Here is a 17,301-nt window from a genome sequence, read left to right on the forward strand (position 1 = left end):
CAGGTAAAAATTGATCCCCCTAAATCCCCCTTAATAAGGGGGACTTTGAGGTTGACAACCGTGCCTCATAACTACGATAAACACTATATAGTGTCTACAGTAAAATAATAGAATATTCTTTACCCATTCCCGATTCCCGATTCCCGATTCCCGATTCCCTATTACCCATTACCCATTACCCATTACCCATTACCCATTACCCATTACCTATTACCTATTACCCATTACCTATTACCTAAATTGGTAACTCCTTACCTGCAACCGTCAAGCCTTCAGTTACCTCCAAATTGCCGTTAATTTTAAGAGTTTTTGATGGATTGAGAGGGGACAATTCGATATCACCTTGATCAGAAATATTAAGGCGTAAAATTTCCTCTCCCTTCATCGTGATCACCAACCCCGCCTTTGCCTCTGAGACATCCAACACCAGCTCATCCTTAATCGTGATTCCCTTCTCAGCCACCAGGGGTCCGGTTGCCGTTACGTTGTTATTCGTTTCTAGGGAAATACCATCCTCTTGATGTAAACAAATTAGAGCATGACCAGGACTTTTTTCACCATTCTTTTTACCATGAGGACATTGCTCATCTGTCCCCTCACACCAACCATTTTCATCAGGTTCCTCAATGGGGCTAGGCATATCATAAGGACAGACGAAAATTTTGAGGTAAACAGGATGGTCTCCTTTTAGATCTTGAATTGAGCCATTTAAAAATTTATAATCGCTATTTGCCCCTTTGATTCTAACCATTACCCCACCTTGGTATTTCTCGCCTTTGCCTGAATTGAATTAATCTTCTCTGTTGGCACCATCACCGGACAGGGAGCGCCGAGGTTACCCACATGGGTGTGGGTACTCAGAATAATATCGTCACTATCACCAACCGCATTAGCCGGTAACCGTCCACCAACTTGTACAGAAGCCGTACTTGCATCCCCAATCTTGATCGAACCTACACTTTTGACGGTGACATTAGAGCTAGCTGCATCAATGGTGATGCCCCCACTTTCAACTTTAATCTTGCAGGTGCCGTTATCAATAGTGATATTACCACCAGATAAAGCCACGGTACATTTTTCGTTTTTCAGGGTAGCATCTCCTCCTTCCAGGGTGACATGGCACTTTTCGTTGGTGAGATCAATTTTTTCATCATCGACAGTAATCACCTGTTTCTCATTTTTACTAGTAATAGTAACTACCCCCTCCTGATCAATTTTCAAACTACCCCCGTCTTTCGGGTTATTTTGTAGGTAGAATTCCTTTTCCTTGTTGACAGGGGGTTGGTCTTGGTCATTGTAGAGCCGACCAATAATCACAGGAGCATTGAGATTACCCCCAATAAAGGTAACCAACACCAAATCCCCAACATTGGGAATATTAACCAGTCCTAAATGGGGGGTTGCTACTGGCACTTTGCGCAATTCAAAGTCTTTGCCGTCTGGCTGTTTCTTGTTCTTTAACTTGACTGAACATTGGTAGTTGTCCTTGTCACTCTCAGAGGTATGGGGAAACACCGCTGTCACAATCCCCAACTCAGTAGTGTAAACTTTACGTGCTTCCTGCCGAGCAACCTTCTGCATTACTCCAACAATCGAGTCTGTCACACTTCCTCCCAATCAATTACAGTACAAAAACCACTACGGCGATTGAGACGGTGGCTCACTCCCGTGACTTTGAAGCTACCATTCAGGGTAGCCATCGGCATTTTTGACACCTTGATCTCATCTCCTAGCTTGACATTAGCATTACCTAGCACCTTTATTTCACCCCGTTGCTTCTGGCGCTGCTTAGCCAAAACCGCCTCAGCCATTTTCTGAGCAACTGCCTGGGTACGAGCTGTGGGGTCAGTCAGTCGTAGAGTCGTAAAACCAGAACCGGAACCAGCAGTACCCTTAACCTCTTTTTTCGTAAGCCAAGAGTAAGCCTGTTCTCCTTGTCCTTGACTGCTGGGACTTTCCCCGTAAATTTCTACCTGCTCAACCCCAGGATGGGGTTGCTCCAATTCCAAGGCAAGAATGTCTTCCCCATACTTGAATTGATGGGTACTGGCAGGTTTATATTTAGCAAATACAGCTTTGTCTTGGGTGTTGGCATAGAAATCAAAGCCACATTGTTGTGCTAAGGTCTCGAGCTCGTCATAGGCTGACCTCAACTCTCCCACCCCATAGACCGAAAATTTCAGACCATTCTCCACTTGCCCCACCTTCACCTTGCCCAACTTGAGAATATCTTTGACAATATCCCCAGCATTTGGTTTTTCGTAAACCCGATTTAACCGAGCTGCGGTCAAACTCCCAAAAGTGCTGGCCGCCTCAATCCTGACACGGTCAATACTCCAGTCTACCCTACTAACCTTACCGGTAAAGACTAACGTTTGCTTATTCTCATAGCCCAATTCCACCGCTACCGACTCTTCTGGGCTAATAGTTAAACCCTGTGGCAATCCGAGAACAAGACAGCAGGTATTAACCGGAATAGTTAAAGAACTATGCGATCGCAACTCAATGAGCTGCGTTTGTTGCCCAGCGTTACAGACAACGCTACCAATTTTAATGGTGTAAGCAATTTTTAACATCAGGAGAATTTAGAATTTGGAATTTAGAATTTAGAATGGGGGATGGGGAATCGGGAATCGGGAATCGGGAATCGGGAATTGGGAATTGAGAATTGGGAATTGAGAATTGGGAATTGGGAAAATTAGCCATCGAGATCAACTTTACATAGCACTACTCTGCCTAATACCTACTACCCATTACCCATTACCTATTACCCATTACCTATTACCCATTACCTATTACCCATTACCTATTACCCATTACCTATTACCCATTACCTATTACCCATTACCCATTACCCATTACCCATTACCCATTACCCATTACCCATTACCCATTACCTATTCCCTATTCCCTATTACCTATTACCTATTCCCTAACTAAACCGGCAAAGCATTCAACAAGCGATCAAAAGAATCAGCCACATCCTCCAAACCAATATCCAGTTCACTTTTTAGCTGCTCAAGCCGTTGCCGCAGTGCTAAAAAAAGCTTATTAATAGCTGCTCGCAATTTTTCGGTCTTTTGCACTACTTTTTGCTGATACTGGCTATCTAGAGCATCACCTACTGCCTGAGGAATGTCTCTTAATAGTTGGATTATATTTCCATGTAACTGGTCTAGTTCATCAACAATGTTTTGAGGATAAATCTCTTTGAGCTTGTCTTTTAAATAAGGGAAAATTGATTCCATATTCATCACAATCAGGTCTTGGGTATAACTCGCTTCGATTAACAAACGGTTAAAGTGAACCAGATCACTTTTATAGTCACCTAAACTTAAAACTTTAACCTCGGTAGTCAAGGTTACTCCCTCAAACCGTTGGTTATTGTAGAAGTCTTCCTGGAGCAGCAGGTTATTCAACTCTCGAATCACCGCTTGTTTAGTTCCTTCTGTCTTCGCCTTTAGCAACAATTTAGTATTATCAGAAAGCTTACTATTGATGTACTCAGAAACCTTATCCTGGGGTTGAGCAAGTTTTTGGATTAAACTATCAATATCTTTAAAGTCACTCTCATCAAAGGAATTCAGCAGTAGCTTCGGCCTCAGAGACTTTAAGGTTTCCAAAGTTGTTGTATATGTCCCTTCGATTGCTTTTACCACATCATTATTCAGACTGTCAATGGCATTCTTAACCCCATTAATTGCCTGACGAATTTGGTCTCCTAGCGTCTGAGCAACCTGGCTGAGAATCTCCACTAATCGTTTCGGAGCATCCTCGATAATTTTGATCACATTGCCAATGTCACCAAGAACAGTACGAGGCTGCTCTAGTAATTTGTCTAAAGCTTGGAGAATTTCCCGCAGAGGATTGACAATCTGTCGGTTGAGTTCATCGGGAATAACTTGCTTGAAGTTAGCAATTACCTGCTGAGGAGAAGTGCGGTTGGCACTTTCTTGCAAGCGATCGCGTTGGCTCTCATTCCCCTGGAGTCTAGTGGTGTCTGTAACGATAGTATTGACTTGTTCGAGAACCTCTTGGGGGGAAGTTGCAGTAAAGTTTTGATAAAGGTTTTCCAAGCGTTTTCGCAAATCTTCATAATCTACAGCAATTTCTGCTGGTAGAGTTGGCAAGCTGGCTGCTGGTGGTGCTGCTAGAGTTGCTACCGCCTGCTGATAAGCTGTCACTTGTCCGGCAACGCCATCGGTTGCTAGATTGGGAGTCTTGTTGGTGTAAGTTGCGATCGCGTTTTGGAGTTCCTGCAATTGCTGTGTCAAACCCTGCTCATCAACTGCATTCACCTTGGTCACGATCCCATCTCGGATTTTCTCAACCTCTTGAATTTTTTCGGCAAAACTGAACCTCAATATCTCCTGCAAAGTGTTCCAAAAATCTGACTTGAGGACATCTGACAACCCGATATTCGCCATCAGCTTATCTACTTGACTCAAACCATCCGTCACTTTGCCCACAAGCTTCTCGACAGGTAAATTATCTAGCTGGGTTTTGACAGTTGCCAGCTGCTGATTCAGGAAATCTGTTATCGTTTTGGGAGATAAGGACTCAATTACCCCTAACAACTTTTCGTATAATTCTTCTAACAAATCCAACAATTGCTTGGGATTAATCACTTCTAGTTTTTCAATGATATCATTATAAAAGTCTTTAACTGGTTGAAGAAGTATAGAAGGCTTGTACTCATTTAATTTATTGATCACAGGAGTAAGATAGGGCTCGAGAAAATCAACCACCAGAGTACCAGGTTGTAAAGATTCAATTTTGTCGTTAATTTTATTAAATTCCCCTTCGATTAAAGCCACAATATTGTCTAAGGGAGCTAAAATATCATCAAAGGCAGCTTTCAACTCAGGGTTAACGACACCCGGAACATCCACCGCTTTAATTACCTCTGTTCCCACTTTTAGTGCGGTTTTAACCGGGGTACTAAGGGTAGAGACATCAACCGCTTTTAACTCCTTCTCCAAGTCATTGCTTTTGGTTACCACCACTTGAAACGCTGGTTTAAGGGACACTTCTTTGAGATTGTCAGTAATTGTCCCCATACCCTCTTCAGCTTGTTTTAGGGCATTAGTAATCTGAGGACTGTCCAAAATGGCACTAACTTTGTCAAACAGCTCATTGATTTTATGGTCTAACTGCTCTCGGTTGAGCTGGGTTTTAATTTGAGTATTAACACTTTCAATTGACGTTTTTATGTGGTCAGTTTGCTGTTCGAGGTTTTTAGAAAATTCATCAACTTTACCAACAATAGTTGTGGAGGCTTCATTACATACTTTTTTAAATGGTTTAACTAATTCTTGGGACTTACCATAAGTATTTTTAAGAAACTCTTTAACCTTTTGACTAATTTCTTCAAGATAGCTTTTGACTTTATTTAACAGCTCTTCTCCCTGCTGAATTTTGTCGGTAATAGCTTTGGTGACTTTAGTAGCAATCTCCTCAACCTGACTAATTGCTTGTTCAATAACCTTTGGTATTTTATGGGCAAACTCCCTGAGTTTATCGGTAATAGTTTTAACTTTAGCTGTCAGAGTCTCAATATAAGTCTTGATTTTATTAAAGAAAGGAACTAAACCTCCTGTAGTAGCACCACCTTCTGTAGTACTAATTAATTCCTCTAAAGCAGTTTGTAAATTTGTGATATCAAAGTTTTGTAAATTTGCCAGAGCTGTCTTTGTGCTAGCATCAATGCTCTCAAATTCTCTAGCAATCGCTCTAGTTCTTTTTATCAGTTCTTTAAATTGCTCTTTTTTTAGGGAAGTAGGGTCTTTTAGGGAATCCAGCAGTTTGTTATATTCTGCTATTAATTCAATTCGCCGCTTAATATTACTTTCAATGCGGCTAATAGCCTTGGAAGGAAGTTGTTCTGCTAAGGAGTTAATCTGTTCCTTAAAAATTTCGGTGAGGGCTTGTGACTCAAATTTTTTCAGTAATTCATCTGGATCTGACAATTTATCGAGTAATTTTTTTAGTCCTTTGAATAAAACATCCAAGGTGCGAACAGGTAGCATCCCTGCCTTGGTGACAAATTCTTCAAATTCCCCAAAGATAGTTGGTGTGCCTGTAGGCAATTCTCCGATACTGAAACTACCTATCAAGTCTTCAGTTAAAGAGCCAATAGTATTTTTAATTTCATCAGCAATCTTCAAGTCTCCGAAATCAGCTGCTTTAGGTAAGGGAATGGCTGCGGTAAGGCTCTCGAAGTTAATTTCTGTGAGTTGGTCGATTTTTCCAGATAATTCTGCTTTCAGTTCCCCAGCAGATAAAGGCACCTGGGCAATTATATTCTTTACATTTGTAAAATCGACCTGAGGAAGCTGCTCTTCTATTTGCTGCTGATAATTACCAACATCAGGAAGACCATTTTGAGCCAGTTGAGCAACAGTACTTTCCGCTTGAGTACATTGATTTTGAGCATCAGCAAATGCTACTTTAGGATTAATGTCTTTGAATTGCTCGACAATAGAGAGTGCCATAATCTTGAGTCTGATTAACTTAATCTTGTGTGTAAAAGCTGGTTTAAAGCTAAAAACGGCAACTTAAATCCCAAAAATAGCTTTTAATCCTTCTGTTACTTTATCTAAATCTTTTGTGGCTTCTTGTACGGGTTCTAAAGCTCTTTTTAACGGTTCAAATGGGTTAGTAATTTCAGGAATAGTACCCAGTTGTAGAGCATCAGGAAGAGTGGCAACATCCATCAGATTCTTCGCCTTAACCTGAATCGAATCGTCTACCTTAGCAACACCTGCAAACCCTTGACTACTAGGAGGATCAGTATACTCAGCAATGGTCAAAGTATAGCTGAACTGCTCTGGCTCCTTAGCTAATTGAAACACCTCAAATCGTTCCACAATAACCTGGCCAAAGTAGCTTCTGCCAACAATTTCGGCAATAAAATCCACAGGTTTCCGCTGTTTGTAAATTTGTCGCAGTTTCTCCAAGTCCTTACTTGCTTGAGAACCGTAAAAGATACCACTAATCCCTAAGAATACTGAATCCCGTCCCAAGTCCTGCACAAGGTTTCCTGCCATACCAGGAACACGATGGGAGATCAAATTCGCTTGCTCTAGGGTGACCAGCCGATGCACCCGGTTTAGCTTAATTCCTCCTAACTCAATAGCCATGATTAGCTGCTCCCATAAAATCTACGGTATTCGCGACTGACTTTGCGAGCGATCGCGTCCATAATCTCATCTAAGTCCATTTCTGGTGTACCGTTGCGGCTGATCATATCTGTTTCAACCTCTGTTTCTAGCTTGCTGGGATCGGAAGAATGGGTAATGGGTAATGGCTGATGGGTAATAGGTAATGGCTGATGGGTAATAGGTAATGGGTAATGGGTAATAGGTAATGGGTAATGGCTGATGGCTGTTCGCGCAGCGTGCGCGTAGCGCATAGGCTGATGGCTGATAGCTGATGGCTGATGGCTGATAGCTGATGGCTGATGGCTGATGGCTGATGGGTCACTGGAAGTTTGAAAAGCCTGGGGTGGGGTAACATCAATATCCGCACCCGAGGGAAACCTCTGTAAGCTTTCGGGACTCGCACCACTAATTTCTTCACCACTCCCATAGTCATCAATCAGTTGATCGGGAGTTGCATGTGTAAATAGTACTTGATCTCCCGTGTGCTCCAAGTCCTCCCGATCTACTAGGTTTGAGTGCAATTTGGGATCAGAGGCACTAACCAGATTAGGGTTTGCTAAATCTAGCTGTTCCTGGGAAGCTAATAATTCGGCAAGTTCTTTCAAACCCTGAACATTACTGGAATGCTTTGGTAAGACTGCTTCATTCCTCTCCAGAGTCGGTTGTTTAGATCGAGGTTGGGTTGAGGGAGCAAAGGAGGAAGAAGGGAAGAGTTCTTCATCTGGCGTCATCTCCTGTGCAGGAGTAGTTGTGGGCAGCTTCTGCCCTGTGCCCTCTACCTTCTGCCTTCTTGTAGCCCCTGATTCCACCCTAGACAATTGTACATCCCCTGAAGTAACAAAAACTTCGCTATTATTTTCCTTGCTTACCTGATCTCCACCGACTGGTGTTGACCAACTATCCTCTATGGTTGGATTAGGAGTTGGGTGTTGCTCAATTGAAGTATGCATGGGCGATGGTCTGGTTTTGGAAAAGCCCCCATTATCCCCCGAGCGAGCAATCCCTCGCTCGGGGGACTTTGAGTATGGCTCCCCCCTTATTAAGGGGGGCTGGGGGGGATCTAAATCTTGCGGAAAACTTTGAAAACACGCCCTAGGGGGGGCGCAATCATACCCAAAATCAGCATCAAAAGGAGTTGCTAAACCTTCTGGGATAAACCCGGAAGTCAGCCACATCTCCAAAGCTGTTAATTCTTCACCTAGCTGCCCAACCTGAGATACAACTTCCTCGAAACATCTTAGTTCAGAGCAATCCTCACTCGTCAAATAATTCCCAGCTAACCCCCCTGCGGTGTATTCACCAATCAAGGCTTGAAACTCACTACGTAGGGCTTCCCCAAGAGCCACGAGAGCCTGATTGATATTAGGAAAGCTTTCCCCAGGAATCGCCATGACTAATTTCCTCATCTAACAGTTGTAAGTAGATAGAGACTTGCCCCATGGTCATTGTTTGCACTTGTTGGGGAGTCCAGCCAAATGCACGGGCTAAACGGTAGCTGGCTTTTACCAATGGGGAAGCACTCAAGCCATTTACGTTTTTTTTTCCGTCAACCCACTGATTTGTCTAATTTGAGCGATCAAAAAGTTAACCAACCCCAGATGCATCTTTTTGACTTGTTCTAAGGAAAGCGCTGGCTTTACCAGTGATTCCTTGATCATCAACAAGGGAATTAAGCTTGGATCATTTTTCCCTGCTTTCATAATTAGCCCAAAGGTACCAATAGTCAAAGGACGTAGCTGCACAACCACATCAGGCTCTGACTGCTGATTGCTTTGAGTAGGTTGCAAGATATGTGGAGGCACTACAACATTAAAGATAACGGTAGAACCAGCTAGGAGTTCTTCTGGTGTTGGTTCCATTTGAGCATTCAATTCATTAGTTATTTGTCATTGGTTAACTCTTTTCCTCTGCACTAATGCGTAAAGCTTTAAAGCTAACTCCTTCCATCACAAAATCATCTTCAGGTAAGTTAAAACTCCAGCTTTCAAACTTAACACCAAACACAGTAAGGGTACTACTTTGGTCAGGAAAGGCTGGATTTTTCAGGGCAATAACGATATTAAAGGAAGGTTGAGGAATTGCGGCAACTGGTGGAGGACTTGTTGCTCCATCACCCAGCAGCAGCCGAATTAAAGCCCCATTAACATGAGCTCGTTGCACGAAGCCAGAAACATTGATATTTCCGGGACGCAACTCCGTTGGGAAACGCTTACCAATTTCGTGGTAAGGTCGTAACTCATTTTCTACCTTGACCGTTACGTTCTGTAAGCGCCCAACTATACTCGAAAATTCATACTCACCAATTAAACTATCCGCAAGTTTACCTTCTACTGACTCACTGTCATCGACAGCTAGAACTAACGAGGCATCAGAACCGCGAAAGACATTAACATTGGGCATACTAGTCCTCCTAAATATTTCCGAAATTTAAGGATTTTCATCCTTCGTTGTGAGGGCAGCTGATGGTGCGTGACTGTCTTTTTTTACTCGAGATACATCGTCACCTGGATAAAGTCGATGCTAAAGGTTGGCATTAGAGTCATGGTAACCACCACCTTCCCTTCTTTTTCTTGAGCGCGGGTTGCTGATACATCAAGTTGATAACTTACCAAGGCTTCATTATCTACCATGCGCGTCAAGAAAGCATTCAGGGTAGCTTTCATAGCTCCCCGCACTCGTTCATTATTCAACTTACCTATATAGGGATTGCAACTGCTACGAACTCCGTAGATTGCATAGTCTACAATCCGTCTGGTAGTGATTTGCTTCCAGGCTCCATCATCAGTGGTTATTCCCTTAACGATGCGAAATCCAGCCCGTTTTTCTACTGTTAAAACATGCTTTGTGACCAGTTTTTCCAGTTGTGTACTGTTAAATTCCGTAGTTAGACCTTCAATTGTTAGGGTTTTGTTAGTGGGACTGGTTTGTACAGGCAACGAAGAAAGCATCCCAGCCACAGCAGCAGCTAGGTAACTACCGGGTAGCTTGTTTTGCTTTCCTTGAGATGAAACCAAAATTCCCGGTGCTGTAAAAATGATGCGGTCATTGTTGACGGTGTGACCAGTAATAGTTTCTAAGCTATCTTTACCGTTGGTAAAGCCACTACCAATGATGCCAATGCGCTCTCGCTTGATTCCTGCTGTTGTCTTCAGGTGTCCCTCTAGAGCGGTTAACATCGCTGTTTTGCTAACATCTTGCCCAGCCAGTAGCACAATGTTAACGATTTCGTTTTCTAGGAGAGCTAAACTTCTTTTGTAATCGTCACTGGCGGCATCAGCACCATTGTTGCCTCCACTGAAGTTGGCATCATTTACGGGGTTTGGTTTTCCCGGTTTTATAGTCTCCTCAGCCTCCACCAAAGCGGATTTTTGATTAACCTCAGTCTTGAGTTCCTCAATTGTTTTTACTGAGTATGTTTCCTCAATTCTGTCCTGGAAGAGTTTGACTGTTATTTCTGTGTTAACTGTAACTGTAATCTTGATCTCATTGCCCCAATTACCAGGAGTTTTAGCTTGCAGCGTCAGCAATGTCTCCGAATCCGATTTCAATTCATATTTTGCCTTAGAGCAGCTTGACTTTGCAGCTGTCCGCACGGCATAAACTGTTTGCCCTCCATTTTGATAAATCAGCTCTAGAGCACGAATTAATGTAAGTTCATTTTTAGTCCCATCTTGCCACTCGTCACTTTTCCCAAAAATTTCCTTAGCTTCAGACAAGCTACCGAGCAATTGCACCTGGTCTACAAGTCCTTTTTCCGCTGTGCCAACAATTCCAATGTTCCCTGTAACTACCCCGCCAGGACTAATTAACCCCTGATCACGCACCTCAATGTAAGTGCCTGGTAAAACCATCGTCTGAGTCATGAAAACCTCCACAGGAATTCAACGATCATACTAATTATCCTGCGCACTTTAAAATTTTACTAGTGCATCACTACCATCGGATTCCAGAAGATAATTGCCCTGAAAAATTAGTTAAACTTTGTACCGGGTCTGAAATAGCCTATAATTAGGAGGTTTGTCCAGGGCAAAACCATCTAATTTTTTTATACAAATGACTAAAATTATGTACTGAGGATTTAACACGAGGATCCCTGTCTAAATAAGAAGTAGCGATCGCCATGGTAGTTTAACTTAACGATAATTCCTGTTATAGCAATTCTCTATGCCATGAGGTACAAAGGGATCCCCCGTTGGTCCCCCTTATCAAGGGGGACTTTTAGGTTTAAAAGCGTACCTCATAAATCCTAGAAACGCTATAGAATTATTTGCTCTGATCAGATCCTGATATCCTATTTCCCCTAAAGCCCTTATGTGCCCAGATGTTTCTATCCCTCAACCAGACCTCAGTAGCAATGGTTCAAACGTCCAAACCATGACTAATGTCAGGGAGTCAGTCTCACCACTGGTAAACTCAATTCCGCCATTGTTAGGAGCTTCTATAGTAGAGTTAACCAGCTGGATACAACAACAGGGACAACCAGCTTATCGAGGACGTCAGTTACACGGATGGATTTATCAAAAAGGAGTGCGATCGCTTTCTCAAATTTCTGTCTTTCCTAAACAGTGGCGTAACACCCTCGCCGATGTCCCCATTGGTCGGTCAACGTTACACTACCGCTTAGAAGCAAAGGATGGTACGGTAAAATACCTGCTCCAGTTATCAGATGGTCAAATTATTGAAACTGTGGGTATTCCCACACCAAAGCGTCTGACCGTTTGTGTGTCTTCCCAGGTCGGTTGTCCCATGGCTTGTGACTTCTGTGCTACTGGTAAAGGCGGATTCACTCGCAATCTAGCTCGCCATGAAATTGTCGATCAGGTTTTAACAGTAAGAGAAGATTTTCAACAACGAGTCAGCAATGTGGTGTTTATGGGTATGGGAGAACCCTTGCTGAATACCGAAGCTGTGGTAGGTGCAGTCAAGTCTCTTAATCAGGACCTGGGGATTGGAGCGCGATCGCTTACTATCTCAACAGTTGGTATTCCCGGTCGTATCCGCCAACTCGCTCAGCATCAACTACAAGTCACCCTTGCCGTCAGTCTACATGCCTCAAATCAGCAGCTACGGGAGCAACTGATTCCTAGTGCCAAGCACTATCCTCTCAAAGCACTATTAGATGAATGTCGAGACTATGTAAACTTAACAAGTCGCCGAGTGACGTTTGAATATATCCTTTTGGGTGGACTGAATGACTCTCAAAAACATGCTGTTGAGTTGGCTAAGAACCTGAGGGGGTTTCAGAGTCATGTCAATTTGATTCCCTATAACCCCATTAGTGAGGTAGATTACCAGCGCCCTAGTTACCGCAGGATTCAAGCCTTTGTTGAAGCTCTTAAGCAGCAACACATTGCTGTCAGTGTACGCCATTCCCGTGGTCTTGACAAAGACGCCGCTTGTGGACAACTTAGAGCATCTAGGAGTACTTAGAAGTAGAGAAGTAGTGTTTTGTGGAAGTGAAAAAAAAACACAAGGGATGTTTTCCTGACCCTTGTGTTAAAAACCTACCCTTGTGAGTTCGGCGTTGCTGAATCTTCGAATGAATAGGAGTAGAGTGGGCATCCTGCCTGCCTTCGAATGAATAGGAGTAGAGTGGGCATCCTGCCTGCCTTCGAATGAATAGGAGTAGAGTGGGCATCCTGCCCGCCTTCGAATGAATAGGAGTAGAGTGGGCATCCTGCCCGCCCGAAAATAAGCATGAAACTGGCAAGATGCCAGTTCCACGCAAGATGCCCATTCTACAAAACTCTTAAAATCATTCCCTTATTAAGCAACGCCGTGAGTTCGCCCCCTCACCCCCTCATTGCTTAAGCACTAGGAGCATAGATGCCAGGGGCATAAGCCTCAACCACCCTGCCAGTGCGAGAGCAGCTAATCATTAAATAATCACAGACGGGGCATTGAGTCTGGGTTAGGTGAGTGTTTTGACAATAAATCTTTTGAGCACTACTGCCACAATTAGGACAGTAAACGTTCTGTGTTATCTGCATGTTAAACCTTGTTTTATTCAGTCAGTTATTAAAAAATGACTGCCTCTAACAAGCACCGACCCTGGTTCAACCATCTACTAGTACCGCTTTGGTAAATTCAAAATGAATTATTCAAAATTCAGATCCCGGTGCGCTTTCCGTAGGCGAATTAAATTCGCCACGGGTCGCACCGCAAGCTGATGATGTAAGCTTTTCGTTGGTTTTGAATGGTAGCTTTACTTTATTTGTGCTGTCTTGTACTAGTTAGATATAACCACTCAACTGATTAATCTGGAGGCAGCAATCGTTAATCTTTCCTTAACTATTGTATTTAAGTCTTATTTTTTTGGGAATTAATTTAACAATACTTAGCAATAGTGTTTACATATTTTAATATTCCGCACAAATTGGCACTCCAAGACTAGGTGATTTTTATTAAAAATAAGCTTCTATCCTATTGATACCTAATTGATCCCTGATTATTTGCTGTAATTTTTTATACAAATACTTGATAATATCTACCGTAGACAAAACTAGTTTTATCACAAAATATGTGAGATATGATACCGTACTCGGTTGATTACTTATCATAATCATATCTGAGATCGGGTAATTGGATCGGGTAATTGGTCATTGGTAGTTGACGATTCTCGATCCATCTGTTAAATGGGTTAACCAATCCGTTGCCCCATCTTCAATAGCAGACACTAGCGTAAGCATATGCGCTACAGATGGTGCTACTTGAGGTGCCGTCAGCTTAAAATAAACCTCGTTCGCGTAGCATGCCCATCGCGCAAACAGGATAATTTAATAGTTCGAGATTAATCAGAATTGAAAGTCTGGGGATTTGCGAACAGCTTTGTGGCACAGGCTTCGACGCTGTGACCCATCGCGCATAAGCTGATACGCGACACGCTGATAGCTGAATGCTTACACACTAGCAATCGCCCTATTGCTGGAAATTAGAGATGTCCGGACGGGATGGTTTGATGAAAAGTAAGAGTGTTATAGCACTACGCATTAAGCTTAGGACATTCCTAAACTCAGCAAACTTAGTCATAGCTTACTTCTGACTTCTGACTTCTAACTTCTGACTTGCGCGTAGCGCTATATAAGGGGATAGCTTGGTAAAATTTGGGCAGTATGGTGGTAGAGATCTCAGTAAATAGACTACTTAAGTATTAATTGCAAACAGACTATCTGATCAATTAACACTTCTTAACTAATAATGAATAAACACTATATCTTTTTTACCAGAAGTACTTTACCATTACCCAATGCTGCCCACTTAGTTCATGATGTCAATTCCGCCAATGCTGCTGCTAACCTTGGTTATTCTACTGTTTTAGTCTATCTCCACCCCCCAGAGAAATCCCTAAATCCCTTAGACTGGGTTTATCCCTTTAGGCTCCAACAGCCACCGGAAAACGTGACCAAGTTTTACAGTATTCAGGATCAGCTCAAGGTGGCTCCCCTAGCTATGCCTTGGCCCATTGGTCACATCAAAGGCAAACTGACTAGCCCCAGCACAATCGTTTGTCGTTACTATTTTCCAATTCATATTTTTCCCCATACTCAAATCTTACACACGTTGGATTGGAATTTAGTCAAAACAGCCATCAAGCATGGTATACCAGTCATTTATGAGCGGGAACATTATAAAAAAAGTGACTATGATCAATCCATTGTCCAAAACCCACTTTTTCAAGTCGCAGTCACCGTAGCTGATAATATTCGGGACGATATGATTCGTAGGGGTATGCCCCCAGAAAAGATTATCAAACTCCATAGTGGCTTCAATCAGTCTTTTTTAGTAAGACAACCAGAACAAGCCTCTGAATGGCGCAAAAAACTTTTGGTGGATAACCGCCAAAAGTTAGTGGTCTATTCAGGAGGACTCTATCGCTTCAAAGGGGTAAACTTATTAGTTGATGTTGCTAAGGAATTACCACAGATTCAATTTGTCTTTGCTGGTGGCAATGAATCTCAAGTACAGTCTTATCAGCAGCTAGCTAAAGAAAAACAAGCTAACAATGTTACCTTCTTAGGTTATATTCCCCACCAGCAGCTTCCCAGCTTACTCCAAGCTGCTGATGTTTTGGCTCATCCTCACTGTTCTGGTGAGGCGGCTAGCTTTACGTCTCCTCTGAAGCTCTTTGAGTATATGGCTTCAGGAACTCCGATTGTGGCAACGGAAATTCCTCCGTTGATGGAATTTAAATCGTCCAGTGCTATTGCTGGCTGGTGTGAACCAGATAACCCAGCTCAATTGACTCGTTGCCTCCAGCAGGTATTAGAAACCTATCCCAGAAACGTGAATGGTTATGCTGCTCAAATTGAGTGGGGGAGTCAGTTCTCTTGGGAAAATAGAATGGCCAAAATTATGAGCAATGTAGCAGAATATATGCATCCTATAATATCTGATTAATACGGTTACATTTAGGGTTAAAGTAAGCATTTAGCTATTAGCTAATGGGCTACAGATGGTGCTACTTGAGGTGCTTTTGAATCAAAGAGGTAAGCATTCGTTTAATCTCAGTTAAGTCAAAGCGCTTGTGGCCTGTGCCACAAAGCACCTCAAGTAGCGTGGCCAAGGGCTTTTCACCAGACTTTCAATTCTCATGAATCTCTCAATAATTAAATTACAGCGGTTTGCAAGTCCCTTAGGTACAAAATTTTCGGTTTTTAGGGAGCAGGGAGCAGGGAGCAGGGAGCAGGTAAGAGGAAAGAGGAAAGAGGAAAGAGGGAAAAGAATCCTGTGTACCTGATAGTTATGCAAACCGCCGTATACGCAAAGAGGTTTATGTTAAACTTTTGGCGTAGCGTGAGCCATTCGCGTAGCTTGGCCAACGGCCAAGGCTCACGGCTGAGCACTGATGGCTGAGCACTGATGGCTGACAGAGGAGTACCCACCAGCTCCTGATAAGTGGGTATAAATAAACCCACTTACTGATCTCAATTTCGGTTATGCTTACTAAAAATACTTATAGATCTCGAGAGCTCGAGATCGGGGGATGATATGATGAGGATATCAGCTAAAGAAGAGGAAAGAATAAGACATGACCACATGACCATGTCAGCCTCCTTCACCTGATCGTTTCATGTCTAATCTAAGGACTTTATTAAAAACCTTCTAAGATAAGTTTATCAAGGATCAGTTAACTAGATAGACTCATGACAATGCCCAACTTTTTAATCATAGGTGCAGCTAAGGCTGGAACTACTTCAATTTATCGATATCTAAAGCAGCATCCGCAAATCTACATGAGTCCTGCCAAGGAACCTAGGTTTTTTGCTTTTGAAGGTGAAAATTTAGATTTCCGTGGGTTAGGAGATGAAAAAGAAGCTGATTTCATTGTCACTAATCTTGACGCCTATCGTAACCTATTTAAAAAAGTAAATAATCAAGTAGCTATTGGGGAAGCATCTACAAGTTATCTCTACATTGCGAAATCTGTTGAACGCATAAAGTACTACATTACCTAAGGCAAAACTGATCGCCATTATTCGAGATCCAGCATAAAGAGCCTATTCCAACTATTTACATTTAATCAAGCAAGAGCGCGAACCACTGGATTTTGCTGAAGCTCTTGCCCAAGAAGAGGAGCGGATCAAAAATAACTGGTGGTCTTTCTGGTACTATAAACAACGGGGAATTTACTATGTCCAACTAAAGCGTTATTTTGATGCGTTTGACAAAAGCCAGATAAAGGTTTATCTATACGAATATTTGACTAATAATTCTCTAGGTATGCTGAAAGATATGTTTGTTTTTTTGGAGATAGACGATACCTTTACCCCAGATATATCTGAAAAAGTTAGGCAAGCTCCTCGCCTTCCCAAGAACAAAGCGTTGGAATCATTTTTGAACCAACCGCACCCAGTTAAATCAATTCTAAGTCCATTGCTTCCTACTGGCCTAAGGGATAAACTAGTTAACAAGATTAGATATTTAAATCGTGGTAAACCTAAGTTAGCACCAGCAGTGCGGAAGCAATTGATTGAATTCTATCGCGAGGATATCCTCCAGCTTCAAGATTTGATTGGTCGGGATATTTCCCAATGGCTAAAGTGTTTAAAATTAAGTGAAGCAGTAAGTTGACAATTAAGTTAAGTAAGTTAAGCTTAAACTAAGCTGATCAAATTATTATCAACTTCAAATTGATGAG

At 42.4% G+C, this 17,301-nt stretch carries 18 protein-coding genes; 5 read left to right on the top strand and 13 right to left on the bottom strand.

Features of this window, described 5'->3' with window-relative positions; all coding sequences use genetic code 11:
• Positions 1-235: 235 nt before the first annotated feature.
• From F6K53_RS10715 to F6K53_RS10730, 4 genes are read right to left on the bottom strand one after another with little or no spacing between them, the layout of a single operon-like run.
• Positions 236-751, bottom strand: coding sequence for a hypothetical protein (locus F6K53_RS10715; protein ID WP_293024002.1), 516 nt, complete (start codon positions 749-751; stop codon positions 236-238).
• On the bottom strand, positions 751-1,605 hold the full coding sequence (locus tag F6K53_RS10720; protein ID WP_081431195.1) for a phage baseplate assembly protein V: 855 nt from the start codon (positions 1,603-1,605) through the stop codon (positions 751-753). The genes F6K53_RS10715 and F6K53_RS10720 overlap by 1 nt, the downstream gene beginning before the upstream one ends.
• Positions 1,602-2,576, bottom strand: a complete 975-nt coding sequence (locus F6K53_RS10725; RefSeq protein WP_293080680.1) for a hypothetical protein — start codon at positions 2,574-2,576, stop codon at positions 1,602-1,604. Before F6K53_RS10725 ends, F6K53_RS10720 begins: the two co-directional genes overlap by 4 nt.
• The gene (locus F6K53_RS10730) at positions 2,551-2,706 is read right to left on the bottom strand and encodes a hypothetical protein (protein ID WP_158069594.1); all 156 of its coding nucleotides are present in this window, start codon (positions 2,704-2,706) and stop codon (positions 2,551-2,553) included. Before F6K53_RS10730 ends, F6K53_RS10725 begins: the two co-directional genes overlap by 26 nt.
• Between F6K53_RS10730 and F6K53_RS10735 the strand changes: the two genes are divergently transcribed.
• On the top strand, positions 2,683-2,940 hold the full coding sequence (locus F6K53_RS10735) for a hypothetical protein (protein WP_293080683.1): 258 nt from the start codon (positions 2,683-2,685) through the stop codon (positions 2,938-2,940). The genes F6K53_RS10730 and F6K53_RS10735 overlap by 24 nt on opposite strands.
• Here F6K53_RS10735 and F6K53_RS10740 read toward each other — a convergent pair.
• The 7 genes from F6K53_RS10740 to F6K53_RS10770 all read right to left on the bottom strand — a co-directional run bounded on the left by F6K53_RS10740 (position 2,937) and on the right by F6K53_RS10770 (position 11,026).
• Positions 2,937-6,494: a hypothetical protein gene (locus tag F6K53_RS10740; protein WP_293080686.1), complete on the bottom strand. Its 3,558-nt coding sequence runs from the start codon at positions 6,492-6,494 to the stop codon at positions 2,937-2,939. The genes F6K53_RS10735 and F6K53_RS10740 overlap by 4 nt on opposite strands.
• A 63-nt stretch (positions 6,495-6,557) precedes the next feature.
• Complete coding sequence (locus tag F6K53_RS10745; protein WP_075899928.1) at positions 6,558-7,142, bottom strand: DNA circularization N-terminal domain-containing protein; 585 nt, start codon at positions 7,140-7,142, stop codon at positions 6,558-6,560.
• Between the two features lie 2 nt (positions 7,143-7,144).
• On the bottom strand, positions 7,145-8,554 hold the full coding sequence (locus F6K53_RS10750; RefSeq protein ID WP_293080689.1) for a hypothetical protein: 1,410 nt from the start codon (positions 8,552-8,554) through the stop codon (positions 7,145-7,147).
• Positions 8,526-8,687: a hypothetical protein gene (locus F6K53_RS10755; protein WP_293080692.1), complete on the bottom strand. Its 162-nt coding sequence runs from the start codon at positions 8,685-8,687 to the stop codon at positions 8,526-8,528. The genes F6K53_RS10750 and F6K53_RS10755 overlap by 29 nt, the downstream gene beginning before the upstream one ends.
• Positions 8,688-8,692: 5 nt before the next feature.
• The gene (locus tag F6K53_RS10760) at positions 8,693-9,022 is read right to left on the bottom strand and encodes a hypothetical protein (protein ID WP_293080694.1); all 330 of its coding nucleotides are present in this window, start codon (positions 9,020-9,022) and stop codon (positions 8,693-8,695) included.
• Between the two features lie 34 nt (positions 9,023-9,056).
• Positions 9,057-9,563, bottom strand: coding sequence for a hypothetical protein (locus F6K53_RS10765; protein ID WP_293080697.1), 507 nt, complete (start codon positions 9,561-9,563; stop codon positions 9,057-9,059).
• 83 nt (positions 9,564-9,646) lie between these two features.
• Positions 9,647-11,026: a phage tail sheath C-terminal domain-containing protein gene (locus F6K53_RS10770; protein WP_293080700.1), complete on the bottom strand. Its 1,380-nt coding sequence runs from the start codon at positions 11,024-11,026 to the stop codon at positions 9,647-9,649.
• 511 nt (positions 11,027-11,537) lie between these two features.
• Between F6K53_RS10770 and rlmN the strand changes: the two genes are divergently transcribed.
• The gene (gene rlmN / locus F6K53_RS10775) at positions 11,538-12,593 is read left to right on the top strand and encodes a 23S rRNA (adenine(2503)-C(2))-methyltransferase RlmN (RefSeq protein ID WP_293024045.1); all 1,056 of its coding nucleotides are present in this window, start codon (positions 11,538-11,540) and stop codon (positions 12,591-12,593) included.
• A gap of 377 nt (positions 12,594-12,970) precedes the next feature.
• Here the strand turns inward: rlmN and F6K53_RS10780 are convergent, their stop codons facing one another.
• Positions 12,971-13,153: a replication restart DNA helicase PriA gene (locus F6K53_RS10780; protein WP_293024026.1), complete on the bottom strand. Its 183-nt coding sequence runs from the start codon at positions 13,151-13,153 to the stop codon at positions 12,971-12,973.
• Positions 13,154-14,360: 1,207 nt separating this feature from the next.
• Here F6K53_RS10780 and F6K53_RS10785 point away from each other — a divergent pair.
• Positions 14,361-15,560 carry a glycosyltransferase gene (locus F6K53_RS10785; protein WP_293080702.1) on the top strand — a complete coding sequence of 400 codons (1,200 nt, stop codon included), beginning with the start codon at positions 14,361-14,363 and terminating at the stop codon, positions 15,558-15,560.
• 257 nt (positions 15,561-15,817) lie between these two features.
• On the opposite strand, the gene F6K53_RS10790 is transcribed toward F6K53_RS10785, so the two are convergent.
• Complete coding sequence (locus F6K53_RS10790; protein ID WP_293024030.1) at positions 15,818-16,078, bottom strand: hypothetical protein; 261 nt, start codon at positions 16,076-16,078, stop codon at positions 15,818-15,820.
• Positions 16,079-16,306: 228 nt separating this feature from the next.
• Between F6K53_RS10790 and F6K53_RS10795 the strand changes: the two genes are divergently transcribed.
• Positions 16,307-16,618 (top strand): hypothetical protein, encoded by a 312-nt coding sequence (locus tag F6K53_RS10795; protein ID WP_293054638.1) that lies wholly within the window; start codon positions 16,307-16,309, stop codon positions 16,616-16,618.
• A 244-nt stretch (positions 16,619-16,862) separates the two neighbouring features.
• The gene (locus tag F6K53_RS10800; protein WP_293080705.1) at positions 16,863-17,234 is read left to right on the top strand and encodes a hypothetical protein; all 372 of its coding nucleotides are present in this window, start codon (positions 16,863-16,865) and stop codon (positions 17,232-17,234) included.
• The last annotated feature ends 67 nt before the right edge of the window (positions 17,235-17,301 follow it).

Origin of the sequence: Moorena sp. SIO4A1 (assembly GCF_010672065.1) — a bacterium.
Classification (GTDB): domain Bacteria; phylum Cyanobacteriota; class Cyanobacteriia; order Cyanobacteriales; family Coleofasciculaceae; genus Moorena.

Coding starts and splice junctions, on each gene's coding strand:
- F6K53_RS10715 (WP_293024002.1), bottom strand. CDS start 751: ATGGTTAGAATCAAAGGGGCAAATAGCGATTATAAATTTTTAAATGGC.
- F6K53_RS10725 (WP_293080680.1), bottom strand. CDS start 2,576: ATGTTAAAAATTGCTTACACCATTAAAATTGGTAGCGTTGTCTGTAAC.
- F6K53_RS10730 (WP_158069594.1), bottom strand. CDS start 2,706: ATGGCTAATTTTCCCAATTCCCAATTCTCAATTCCCAATTCTCAATTC.
- F6K53_RS10740 (WP_293080686.1), bottom strand. CDS start 6,494: ATGGCACTCTCTATTGTCGAGCAATTCAAAGACATTAATCCTAAAGTA.
- F6K53_RS10745 (WP_075899928.1), bottom strand. CDS start 7,142: ATGGCTATTGAGTTAGGAGGAATTAAGCTAAACCGGGTGCATCGGCTG.
- F6K53_RS10750 (WP_293080689.1), bottom strand. CDS start 8,554: ATGGCGATTCCTGGGGAAAGCTTTCCTAATATCAATCAGGCTCTCGTG.
- F6K53_RS10760 (WP_293080694.1), bottom strand. CDS start 9,022: ATGGAACCAACACCAGAAGAACTCCTAGCTGGTTCTACCGTTATCTTT.
- F6K53_RS10765 (WP_293080697.1), bottom strand. CDS start 9,563: ATGCCCAATGTTAATGTCTTTCGCGGTTCTGATGCCTCGTTAGTTCTA.
- F6K53_RS10770 (WP_293080700.1), bottom strand. CDS start 11,026: ATGACTCAGACGATGGTTTTACCAGGCACTTACATTGAGGTGCGTGAT.
- rlmN (WP_293024045.1), top strand. CDS start 11,538: ATGACTAATGTCAGGGAGTCAGTCTCACCACTGGTAAACTCAATTCCG.
- F6K53_RS10780 (WP_293024026.1), bottom strand. CDS start 13,153: ATGCAGATAACACAGAACGTTTACTGTCCTAATTGTGGCAGTAGTGCT.
- F6K53_RS10785 (WP_293080702.1), top strand. CDS start 14,361: ATGAATAAACACTATATCTTTTTTACCAGAAGTACTTTACCATTACCC.
- F6K53_RS10795 (WP_293054638.1), top strand. CDS start 16,307: ATGACAATGCCCAACTTTTTAATCATAGGTGCAGCTAAGGCTGGAACT.